Genomic DNA, 10,105 nt, shown 5'->3' on the forward strand with positions numbered 1-10,105 from the left:
TTATCACGTACTTTTACAGAAGGCATTAAGCACTCACCTACCTTAAGGAGTCTTTAGTTCGGATAGTACGTACACCGCCACACAGCGATTGATATTGCTGTTGTAGAGCACAGTGCACGACCCAGTTTTACAGCGCAGAGTAGTCTAGTCGCCGCTGGCTATCTTTGCAAATGCTTACGCCCGCCTGCAGAGACAATGCTAAACTAGCGCTCTCATCATTTTTTACCTTTATACCGACAAAGAGTCCCTTTTTATGCGCGTACTGGGCATTGAAACGTCCTGCGACGAAACTGGCGTCGCACTATATGATACGTCGAAAACAGGTGGCCAGGGGCTGCTCGCGGATGCGCTGTATAGCCAGATCGCCATGCACGCCGAGTTTGGTGGCGTCGTGCCCGAACTCGCGTCGAGAGACCACACGCGCAAACTGCTGCCACTCATTGAGCAAGTGCTGCGCGATGCCCAACTGACGCGCAATGATTTGGACGGCATTACCTATACCGCAGGCCCCGGCCTTGTCGGCGCACTGATGGTCGGTGCCAGCACGGCTCACGGCATGGCGCGCGCCTTAAATATTCCGGTGCTTGGCGTGCATCATATGGAGGGGCACCTGCTGGCACCGATGCTGGAGGAGCACCCGCCCGAGTTTCCATTCGTCGCTCTCTTGGTATCTGGCGGCCATACCCAGTTGGTCGAAGTGCAGGGGCTAGGCTGCTATCAACTGCTTGGCGAATCGGTAGATGATGCGGCCGGTGAAGCCTTTGACAAAGCGGCCAAAATGCTTGGCCTCACCTACCCTGGCGGACCCGCGGTAGCCAAGTTAGCGGAAAAGGGCAACCCCAAACGCCTTCGCTTTCCGCGCCCAATGACAGATCGCCCAGGGCTAGACTTCAGCTTTTCAGGCTTAAAAACGCATACTATGACGGCCATTCGCCAGTTAAACGACGCCGGCGAGCTCGATGATCAAGCGCGCGCTGACGTCGCCCGTGCCTTTGAAGAAGCCGTTGTTGATACGCTGGTCATTAAATGCCGCCGCGCACTGGATCAAACGGGCCTTAAGCGCCTAGTGGTGGCGGGCGGCGTGAGTGCTAATCAGCGGCTGCGTGAACGGCTTCAGGCCGAGTGTGAAAAACGCCAGGCGCGTGCCTATTATCCACGCGGGCAATTCTGCACTGACAATGGCGCCATGATTGCCTACGTCGGTGCTCAGCGGCTGGCGGCTGGCGAGCATGATACTCACGGAATGATGCAGGCAACCCCCCGCTGGCCGCTGGATAAGCTGACACCACCCACGACTTCCGCTAGTCAGCCATAGCGTTAGGAGCCGCGTAAAGGCGGCTCTTCGCCCCGTCGCAGGCGTCGGATATTCAGACCATGACGGGCCAGCACCAACAGGCTAAAACCGCCCACCACCATCACATAGTTAGGCGCCAGCCAGCCGCAGGCGAGCGGCGCGATGAGCGCGCTGATGAGCGACGCCAGCGCGGCTGCTCTTAGCCGCCATGCTAATAATGCCCATAGCACAGCGCTCAATAACGCAACGCTGGGCACCAATACCAGCAGCACGCCAAACGCACTCGCCACGGCCTTTCCGCCGCGAAAACCGTGCCATAACGGAAAGCTGTGGCCCAGCAGTACCGCCAGCCCAACTAATCCTTGCAGCCACACCGGGCAGCTCATTAGCTTCGCGCCCAGCACTGCAGGTATGCCTTTCAGGGCGTCAAGCAGCAACGTAGCGGTTGCTAAACGAGGGCCGTAAAGACGCAGTACGTTGGAGAACCCAGGGTTAAACGAGCCGTGTCGGCGGGGATCGCCCACGCCCGCCCAGCGGCAAACGCTTAGTGCTGCCAACCAACTACCGCTTAAGTAGCCCACCACAATCCACCCCATCGCTCTGTGCTCGCTTTATGGCCTGGCTCGCTGTCGTTAAACCCCATCCTAACGTACAATCGCTCGCTTGTTGCAGCAGGGGATCGTGAGATGGACCGCATTTTAATTGAAGCGTTAACGGTCGACACCGTCATTGGCGCCTACGACTGGGAACGCTTTATTCAGCAAACGCTGAGCCTAGACCTGACGCTGGCGACCGATATTCGCGCTGCAGCAGCCACCGATGATCTGCAGCTTACGCTAGATTACGCGGCTATCTGCCAGCGTATTCAGCAGTTTGCCGATGCGCATCAGTTCGCCCTGGTCGAAACGTTCGCCGAACGTTTGTCAGAGTGCCTGCGAACGGAGTTTTCGATCACCTGGCTACGTTTAAGGGTACGTAAACCCGGCGCCGTTCCCAACGCTGCCAGCGTCGGCTTGGAAATTACTCGCGGCAGCCTGCCAGAGGTAACGCAGGAGCCACGCGCATGAACTTGGTGACCGTCAGCTTAGGCAGCAACATTAGCCCGACTCGGCATATTCGCTGCTGCCTTGACGCACTGACTGACACCTTCGGCCCGCTTAACATCTCGCGTGTATTTGAAAGTGAACCGGTCGGCTTTACCGACAACCGCCATTTCTATAACGCGGTAGTGGCCTTTTACAGCGACTGGACACCAGGCAGGCTGCAAGCGTGGGGCAAACAGCTTGAAACTGAGCATGGCCGCCTGCCTAGCACCGTTAAACTGAGCCCTCGCACGCTAGACATTGATCTGCTGACCGTTGGTGACGCCTGCGGCATTATCGATAGCGTGCCGCTCCCACGAAGCGAGATCACCAATCGCGCCTTTGTTTTGCAGCCGCTTGCTGAGCTACTTCCGAATGAATGCCACCCTCTCTGCGGCACCCCTTATGCAGCGCTATGGAAAGCCTTTGAGCTAGGTGGTGAACAGCGCCTGTGGCCGATCAACTTCACCTGGCGAGGCCGGGTCATATCACGCAGTGATGGCTAGCGACACAGCCTGGCCGCGGTGCTCGCGCAAGGCGCCACCAAGCGCCGCCCCCTGATAGCCCTGGGCGATGAGCGACTGCGGGCTCACCTTGCAAGCGGCTTGCCAAGCGCGCTCAAGCCGCGCCTGATGCTCTGGCGCTAGCAATGAAACCAGCGCCAGCTGTTCTTCAACCTGAGAAGGCTTGCGCCAAGCGTCCAAGCGCTCCAGCCAGTGCAGCACCCCCGGGCCATCCAATCTATCGCCAAGCATTCCATGGGTAAGCGCCGTATGGCGGGCCAGCTGGGCCACCGCGTTAGGCAGCTTTAGCCGTACGGCCAGAGCCTCACGATCATTGACACTAAGGGGCGACACCAGCTGGGCATAGCGCCAGTGGGCCACGGCTAATGCACCACCTACGGGAGTATGAGCCAACGCTGCAAGACCCTTCTCTAACGCTTGGCCGGATAGTTCGGGCCACCAAACAGCTAGCGCTGCGCTGCGCTCAAGCGCCGTGAAATAAACTTCAGGGCTTGACTCACCCAGCGCTTTTTCGGTTTCCACCCATACGCGCTCGGCGGCAAGGTGTTCAAGCTCGCCACTTAGGCTCACTTGACGCATCAGCGCCTGCGTATCGGGGGCAATAGTGAAGCCAAGCAAGAAATAGCGGGCCAAAAAGCGCGCCGTGCGCAGCACTCTCAACGGGTCTTCACTAAACGCTGGCGAAACATGCCGCAGTAGCCGCCGCTTAATATCGCCTTGACCATTAAACGGATCGGTCAATTCACCTTGGCGACTTTGCGCGATGGCATTAAGCGTTAAATCACGCCGCAACAGATCCTCTTCCAGCGTAACATCGGGGCTTGCATGCACCTCAAAACCAGCATAGCCATGACCAGACTTACGCTCGGTGCGCGCCAGGGCGTACTCTTCAGCGCTTTCTGGGTGTAAGAACACTGGAAAGTCTCGCCCCACCGGCTTAAAGCCGCGATTGCGCATGTCATCGGGCGTTGCGCCGACAACCACCCAGTCATTATCAACCACCGGCCAGCCCAACAGCGCATCGCGCACTGCGCCCCCGACGCGATATACGTTTAGGCCCGCCAAACGCGGGTCAGCATACTGCTCTTTCATCACCGCCTCGGCTGGCTCTGTGCACGGACTGAGCATACGAGGGCTTCGGCGCACGCCACGCTAGTTCGCTCGCCGCTGTCTAGATTGAGTGCGGTTAAGCGCCCTCCCCAAACGCAGCCGGTATCAAGCGCCTCAACGGAAATCTTCGCCTGTGGCGTTTTACCTTCTAGCGCGGCCCAATGGCCAAATAATAGCTGCGCATCATCGTCCCTCGGATACTGAAACCAGGGTAAAAACCCTGTCGGGGCACTGTCTAGCCCTTCTTTGGCGGCGAAGTCCAAACGTCCCTGGGCATCGATAAAGCGCATTCTTGTTAACACATTAACAATCACGCGAAGTCGATCGATGCCGTCAATGTCGTCTTGCCACGTATCCGGCTGATTGCCAAATAGCGCCGCCAAGAACTGGCCAGATGTTTCACTCGCCAGCGCGGCCTGAACCTCGCGACCTCGCAACTCGGTTTGTGCCACGCTCCATTGGGGCAGCACGCCGGCGTGCGTCATCAGCGTATTGTTTTCACAAACGCTAAGCGGCAGGCTTTGTAGCCAGTCCAACAGTGCCTCGCGATCAGGGGCGTCCAGCAATTGGCTAAAGGTGTCGTTTTTTTTAAGCTTACCACCACCGCGAGCTAGCACTAGCAAATGAAAGTCGTGATTACCCAATACGCTTCGCGCAGCATTGCCCAGTGCCCGCACTTCACGCAGGCATTCTAGTGATCCGGGGCCACGATTAATCAAATCACCCACTAACCAAAGTGTATCGCGCGCGGGATTAAAGCTGATGCGTTCTAGTAGCGTCACGAATTCAACGTGACAGCCGTGTAAATCGCCGATCGCATAGGTGCTCATGCGCGAGGCCTTTTATGAAATAAGTGGGCTAAATACTATCCTAAATACTACCATCTCATCTGCTGCTTGCGCGCGCTGCTTACTCACTCTATTGGCTAAGCATTGGTCAAATGAACTGGTGAAAAAGCGGCACCTGCGCCACTATAACCATAGTAAACTGATCGTCATTACACGCATCACGCTGACGCCTTTAACGACTCACGGCCAGCGAAGCGACTATCCTGCGACCGTTAAGGAAAACGATACTCACATGACCATGGACTATACCCGCCGCGGATTACTACGCGCTGCCACCCTGGCTGGCATTGGCGCAGCGCTGCTACCCGGTACAACGCTACTGCCTGCCGCCAACGCTGCCGCTAAAACGTCTGCGCCCCCCACGAGTGTGATGGTGAAAGGCTGGCTTCTTAATGAAAGTGATCGCTAATGTATATTGATTTTGAGCACATTAGCGAGCACGGTGATGCCATCGACGTGTGCATTATTGGCGCTGGCGCGGCGGGCATTTCAATGGCGATCACGCTGGCTGAGCGCGGGCACCGAGTATTACTCTGCGAGGGTGGCGATGCCGACTACAGCGAACGCTCCCAGGACAGCTATCGTGGCGAAACGGTCGGCGACCCTTATATTCCTCTGTATGGCGCGCGCTTACGCTATTTAGGCGGGTCGACCAACCACTGGGGAGGCATTTGTCGCCCACTTGATCGCTACGACTTTACTGCTAAATCGGCATCCAGTGAGACTGCCTGGCCAATGGCGCGCGACGCAATCTCGTCTTATTACAGCACTGCTGCCAGCATACTGGATTTAGCGCCAACGCCTGCCGACCAGCCCATCGCTGGCTCAGGATTTAAGCGCATCTACTTTTCACTCGGCAATCCAACGCGCCTAAAAGAAAAATATGCCGACACGCTTAGCGAATCAGACACGCTTCTGTGCTGCGTAACGGCCAACTTGGTAGCGTTGGAAACGCTTGACGGCGAAGTCACTAGCGCAACGTTTAAAAACTACGCCGGCGACTCTCGCCAAGTGCGGGCGCGCTATTTTGTACTGGCCTGCGGCGGCATCGAAAATTCCCGCCTACTGCTGTGGTGCAATCAACAGGCAAGCGGGCAACTGGTCCCTCAAGATGCCACGCTAGGCCGCTACTGGATGGAGCACCCGCATGCCACGGTGGGCAAGGCACTCATGTTCGAGCCTGCGGCCCTGGGCCTGGAAGACGATTACAATGTGTTTCTTTCTCCGGATGCACAGGCCATCGCCTCACGCCAGATACTAAACTGTGGGCTGCGCTTGCACCGTATGAACGCCGAGGCCACCCAAACATTAGTGGATGAGCTTGCTGAGCAAGCACCAACGCTAGCTGGGCGGCTACATACCTGGCAAGCTCAGGGGCGCGTGATGCACGGCGCAGTGTTAAGAGCCGCCTGGGAACAAGAACCTCGCCATGACAATCATATCGAGCTGAGCGATGACGTTGATAGTTTGGGCGTGCCACGCACCCGGTTGGTATGGCAACAGTCGGATCTTGATCGCCACACTATTCGCGAAAGTATGCTGATGCTGGGGGAATATCTGCGGGAGAATGATCTTGGCCGGCTGCAATTGGCAGATTGGCTAGCAGAGACGCCAGTACAAATCCCCTCAGATGGGGAGCTCGCTGGACGCCACCACATGGGCGGCACACGCATGAGCCTGGATGCAGAGCAAGGGATCGTCAATCCTGACTGTCGCCTGTTTGCTCAGGATAACGTCTATGTCGCGGGGTCCAGCGTGTTTGCCAGTGTCGGCCACGCCAACCCTACGCTGACGCTGGTTCAACTGGCACTACGCCTTTGCGATCATCTAGACAACCGATTGACGAGCGCTTAAAGCGCTCGCAGCGGCAAGTGACGATTAATGCAGCTTAAGCGGCACTGCCAGCCTAAAAGGCGTAATCGCCACTTCAAAGGCTCGCTGAGTGGAGGTGTCTAACAATGTGTAAGCACCTTCCATCACCCCAACCGGGGTTTGCAAAATAGCGCGACTGGTATAGCGAAAACTTTGCCCAGGGCCTATTAACGGCTGCTGGCCTACCACGCCTTTGCCGCGCACTTCTTGGCAGTCTCCGCCGCCCTGAGTAATCTTCCAGTAGCGCGCCATAAGCTGAACGCTGTGAGGACTTTGGTTATGCACCGTGACGGTATAACTAAAGACGTAGCGCAGCTCCGCATCACTAGACTCACCGGCGCAATAGCTCGGATCAACGCCCACCTCAATCGCTAGACCACTCACTCTTCGCTGCCCTGGTCGCCGCTCGCGTACTCATCCGCAGCCACACGATTGGCAATGGCAACGTACTCGGCCACCGTTAAGGTCTGCGGCCGGCGCACCGGATCAATACCAAGATCTTCCAGCGTCGCGGGGCTGACGCGCCCTTTGAAGTTATTGCGCAGTGTTTTGCGCCGCTGGCCAAAGGCAAGCTTAACCAACTCAAATAATAGCGCCGGATCATCAGCGGTGTGAGGAAGCGCCTCGTGAGGCGTTAAGCGCACAATCGCCGAATCAACCTTAGGCTGCGGAACAAATGCTTCAGGCGGAACAATAAATAGCTGTTCAACGTGGCAATAGTATTGCGCCATAACCGAAAGGCGCCCCCAATCGGTGCCGCCTGGCTCTGCTGCTAAACGCTCAACCACTTCTTTTTGTAGCATAAAGTGCATGTCGGCAATGGCACCACCAGCTGCCAGCAGGTGCACAATCAATGGCGTGGAAATATTGTAAGGAAGATTACCCACCACCCGCAGCGCAGGCCCATCGCCTTTTAGCGCCGCAAAATCAAACTTGAGCGCATCGCCTTCATGGATAACAAAATCGGGATAGTTAAAAAACTGTACGCGCAAACCGGGAATTAGATCACGGTCAAGCTCAATGACCTCCAGGTGCCCAGCGGCTTCAAGTAGCGGGTCGGTCAGCGCGCCCTGCCCTGGGCCAATTTCAACTAAACGGTCCGTCGAGCGAGGGCCAACGGCGCGCACAATCCGCGAAATAATCCCAAGGTCACGTAAAAAATTTTGACCAAAGCGTTTACGAGCGCGGTGCTGGGGCACATGAGACATCAAACGGTGTTCCTTGGAAAGCGGTTTCAATCAGGAGTATGGGTAGCAGTCGAGGCCAAATCTTAACGATCTTCCCCGCTGCGCTGCGCGGCTAAACGGCACGCCAGCGTAATCGCCACCTTTAAGCTGCTGGGATCTGCCAAGCCTTTGCCTGCCAGCCCTAACGCAGTGCCATGATCAACAGAGGTACGCACTAGCGGCAAACCCAAGGTGATGTTGGCAGCTTGGCCAAAGCCTGCGTATTTGAGCACGGTCAGCCCTTGGTCATGATACATCGCCAGTACTGCGTCAACATCTGCCAAATGTCTGGGCGTAAATAACGTATCGGCAGGCAGCGGGCCGTGTATATCCATTCCCTCTGCGCGCAGCGCATCAAGCGCCGGAATAATAATATCGAGCTCTTCGCGCCCTAAGTGCCCATCCTCACCGGCATGGGGATTTAAGCCGCACACCGCGATACGCGGTTTAGCAATTTTAAACTGACGCTGCAAATCCGCCGCGAGCAAATGACTGATGCGAATCACTCGCTCATAGGTGATGGCATCGGCAACGTTGCGTAAAGGCAAATGCGTGGTCACTAACGCAACGCGTAGATCACCACTGCCCTGCCAGCTTGGCGACGCTGTATGTAGCGCCGCGTCAGTAGCGAGCATCATGACGACTTCATCAACACCGCAGGCATCGCGCAGCCATTCGGTATGGCCGGTAAAACCGGCGTGGCCACCTTCAATGATTACGCCTTTGTGCAGCGGCGCCGTTACCATTGCCAACGCCTGGCCTTGCTGGCAGGCCTCGACTGCAAGCGCCAAGGTGGCTAATACGTAGTCAGCATTGGCAGGATTGAGTACGCCAGGCGCTACAGGCGCGCCAAGTGCCACCGGCCAAACGGGCAAGCGATGATTGCCCGTCAGACATTCACCGGGCGAACACTCAACGATCGGGATATCCAACCCCAGCGAGGCGGCCCGCTGACGCAGCATTTCCGGATCGCCAATGGCCACGGCATTCTCGGGCAGCAGACCTTGCGCCGCCAGCATTAGCGTTAACTCGGGGCCAATGCCCGCCGGCTCGCCGGTGGTGATGACCACCGGCGCAGCGCTAGCTTGCATCCACGCGCTAGCAGGCATCAGAGACGAATATCGACAAAGGCCTGCGAGCGAATTTCCTGCTGCCACGTTTCCAGCTCTTCATTCGCACGGCGCTGGAAAATCGCTTGGCGCACCTGCTCACGCTGGCTTTCTTGGGTAACGTCCTGACGGCGACGTTCCTCAACCTGGATCACGTGATAACCAAACTGTGAACGCACAGGCGCAGATACTTGATCAACTTCAAGGCCGCGCATGGCTTCTTCAAACGCGGGCACCGTCTGACCAGGGCGTACCCAGCCAAGCTCTCCGCCATTAAGGGCACTGCCGCTGTCGTCACTATATTCGCGCGCTAATGAAGCAAAATCAGCACCGCGTGACAAGCGCTCACGAACGTCTTCAGCCCGTGCACGCGCCTGGTTCTCATCGCGCGTTGGGGTAAGCGCAACAAGCACGTGGCGAGCACGGCTTTCCTCAATAAAGTTCTGGCAGCCTGACTGACCAGGCTGCTGGCTTAAGAAGCGGTCAACGTCGCGATCACTTACCGTTACGCGGTTGCTGATTTGACGCTGCTGAACTTGGCGCATCAACATTTCACGGCGAACCTCATCGCGCACGCTAGCCAGAGTAATGCCATCGGCCTCTACCGCATCGGCAAACTCATCCAGGGTCATGTTGTTAGATTCAGCAATCGAACGTACCTGCGCATTCAGCTCGGTATCGTTGACGCTGAGATTGGCATCTTCCGCCATCTGCATCTGAATCTCTTCCATCACCATGCGCTCAAGCACCTGCCTCTCTAACTGAGAACGCGGAGGAAGATTGCCACCGCGTGCCTGGGCCTGCTGCTCAACTTGCGCCATCCGTCCGTTTAAATTGCTGCGCATAATGACGTCGTCATTTACCACCGCGACCACGCTATCTAACGCTTGACGCTGTGTAGACTGGAAATTTTGCGCACTCGCCGTAAGCGGGGCTAGCGCAACGCCTGCACCCACACACAGCGCCAGCAGGCTACCGGCAGAGAGCTGTTTCATACGGCCTAGCAGGGGCTTTCTCATTTTCATAACAAACGTCTCTTT

Annotated in this window: 12 protein-coding genes; 5 read left to right on the forward strand and 7 right to left on the reverse strand. The window is 57.0% G+C overall.

The genetic code is table 11. The features are described 5' to 3' along the window. The first annotated feature begins 253 nt into the window (after nucleotides 1–253). Nucleotides 254–1,315 (forward strand): tRNA (adenosine(37)-N6)-threonylcarbamoyltransferase complex transferase subunit TsaD, encoded by a 1,062-nt coding sequence (tsaD, locus tag ACTH5D_RS15705; RefSeq protein ID WP_441672860.1) that lies wholly within the window; start codon nucleotides 254–256, stop codon nucleotides 1,313–1,315. A gap of 2 nt (nucleotides 1,316–1,317) precedes the next feature. On the opposite strand, the gene plsY is transcribed toward tsaD, so the two are convergent. Further along, nucleotides 1,318–1,890: a glycerol-3-phosphate 1-O-acyltransferase PlsY gene (gene plsY / locus ACTH5D_RS15710; protein WP_441672862.1), complete on the reverse strand. Its 573-nt coding sequence runs from the start codon at nucleotides 1,888–1,890 to the stop codon at nucleotides 1,318–1,320. Between the two features lie 90 nt (nucleotides 1,891–1,980). On the opposite strand from plsY, the gene folB reads away from it, so the two are divergent. Next, nucleotides 1,981–2,361 (forward strand): dihydroneopterin aldolase, encoded by a 381-nt coding sequence (gene folB, locus ACTH5D_RS15715; RefSeq protein ID WP_441672864.1) that lies wholly within the window; start codon nucleotides 1,981–1,983, stop codon nucleotides 2,359–2,361. Then, a complete protein-coding gene (folK, locus tag ACTH5D_RS15720) occupies nucleotides 2,358–2,882 on the forward strand; it encodes a 2-amino-4-hydroxy-6-hydroxymethyldihydropteridine diphosphokinase (protein ID WP_441672866.1) in 525 nt (174 codons plus the stop codon). The genes folB and folK overlap by 4 nt, the downstream gene beginning before the upstream one ends. On the opposite strand, the gene ACTH5D_RS15725 is transcribed toward folK, so the two are convergent. Both ACTH5D_RS15725 and ACTH5D_RS15730 read right to left on the reverse strand, forming a co-directional pair. Further along, entirely contained in the window at nucleotides 2,865–3,992 is a 1,128-nt protein-coding gene (locus ACTH5D_RS15725; protein ID WP_441672868.1) for a polynucleotide adenylyltransferase, read from the reverse strand. The genes folK and ACTH5D_RS15725 overlap by 18 nt on opposite strands. Next, the gene (locus tag ACTH5D_RS15730) at nucleotides 3,992–4,840 is read right to left on the reverse strand and encodes a symmetrical bis(5'-nucleosyl)-tetraphosphatase (protein ID WP_441672870.1); all 849 of its coding nucleotides are present in this window, start codon (nucleotides 4,838–4,840) and stop codon (nucleotides 3,992–3,994) included. Before ACTH5D_RS15730 ends, ACTH5D_RS15725 begins: the two co-directional genes overlap by 1 nt. A 118-nt stretch (nucleotides 4,841–4,958) precedes the next feature. Here ACTH5D_RS15730 and ACTH5D_RS15735 point away from each other — a divergent pair, with 118 nt between their 5' ends. Both ACTH5D_RS15735 and ACTH5D_RS15740 read left to right on the forward strand, forming a co-directional pair. After that, a complete protein-coding gene (locus ACTH5D_RS15735) occupies nucleotides 4,959–5,267 on the forward strand; it encodes a hypothetical protein (protein ID WP_441672872.1) in 309 nt (102 codons plus the stop codon). Continuing rightward, nucleotides 5,267–6,712 carry an FAD-dependent oxidoreductase gene (locus tag ACTH5D_RS15740; RefSeq protein ID WP_441672874.1) on the forward strand — a complete coding sequence of 482 codons (1,446 nt, stop codon included), beginning with the start codon at nucleotides 5,267–5,269 and terminating at the stop codon, nucleotides 6,710–6,712. The genes ACTH5D_RS15735 and ACTH5D_RS15740 overlap by 1 nt, the downstream gene beginning before the upstream one ends. A 24-nt stretch (nucleotides 6,713–6,736) precedes the next feature. Here the strand turns inward: ACTH5D_RS15740 and apaG are convergent, their stop codons facing one another. The 4 genes from apaG to ACTH5D_RS15760 form a co-directional block, all read right to left on the reverse strand. Then, the gene (apaG, locus tag ACTH5D_RS15745) at nucleotides 6,737–7,114 is read right to left on the reverse strand and encodes a Co2+/Mg2+ efflux protein ApaG (protein ID WP_441672876.1); all 378 of its coding nucleotides are present in this window, start codon (nucleotides 7,112–7,114) and stop codon (nucleotides 6,737–6,739) included. Continuing rightward, the gene (gene rsmA / locus ACTH5D_RS15750; RefSeq protein ID WP_441672878.1) at nucleotides 7,111–7,938 is read right to left on the reverse strand and encodes a 16S rRNA (adenine(1518)-N(6)/adenine(1519)-N(6))-dimethyltransferase RsmA; all 828 of its coding nucleotides are present in this window, start codon (nucleotides 7,936–7,938) and stop codon (nucleotides 7,111–7,113) included. The genes apaG and rsmA overlap by 4 nt, the downstream gene beginning before the upstream one ends. 62 nt (nucleotides 7,939–8,000) lie before the next feature. Beyond that, on the reverse strand, nucleotides 8,001–9,047 hold the full coding sequence (gene pdxA, locus ACTH5D_RS15755; RefSeq protein ID WP_441672880.1) for a 4-hydroxythreonine-4-phosphate dehydrogenase PdxA: 1,047 nt from the start codon (nucleotides 9,045–9,047) through the stop codon (nucleotides 8,001–8,003). 17 nt (nucleotides 9,048–9,064) lie between these two features. Continuing rightward, nucleotides 9,065–10,105 (reverse strand): peptidylprolyl isomerase (locus tag ACTH5D_RS15760; RefSeq protein WP_441672882.1); only part of this gene is annotated, 1,041 nt, incomplete at its 5' end.

This window comes from Halomonas sp., from assembly GCF_052095695.1.
In the GTDB taxonomy this organism is placed as follows: Bacteria; Pseudomonadota; Gammaproteobacteria; order Pseudomonadales; family Halomonadaceae; genus Vreelandella.

Bases quoted from the DNA above. Each gene is read 5' to 3' on its own strand.
- tsaD (WP_441672860.1), top strand. From the start codon at position 254: ATGCGCGTACTGGGCATTGAAACGTCCTGCGACGAAACTGGCGTCGCA.
- plsY (WP_441672862.1), bottom strand. From the start codon at position 1,890: ATGGGGTGGATTGTGGTGGGCTACTTAAGCGGTAGTTGGTTGGCAGCA.
- folB (WP_441672864.1), top strand. From the start codon at position 1,981: ATGGACCGCATTTTAATTGAAGCGTTAACGGTCGACACCGTCATTGGC.
- folK (WP_441672866.1), top strand. From the start codon at position 2,358: ATGAACTTGGTGACCGTCAGCTTAGGCAGCAACATTAGCCCGACTCGG.
- ACTH5D_RS15725 (WP_441672868.1), bottom strand. From the start codon at position 3,992: ATGAAAGAGCAGTATGCTGACCCGCGTTTGGCGGGCCTAAACGTATAT.
- ACTH5D_RS15730 (WP_441672870.1), bottom strand. From the start codon at position 4,840: ATGAGCACCTATGCGATCGGCGATTTACACGGCTGTCACGTTGAATTC.
- ACTH5D_RS15740 (WP_441672874.1), top strand. From the start codon at position 5,267: ATGTATATTGATTTTGAGCACATTAGCGAGCACGGTGATGCCATCGAC.
- rsmA (WP_441672878.1), bottom strand. From the start codon at position 7,938: ATGTCTCATGTGCCCCAGCACCGCGCTCGTAAACGCTTTGGTCAAAAT.
- pdxA (WP_441672880.1), bottom strand. From the start codon at position 9,047: ATGCAAGCTAGCGCTGCGCCGGTGGTCATCACCACCGGCGAGCCGGCG.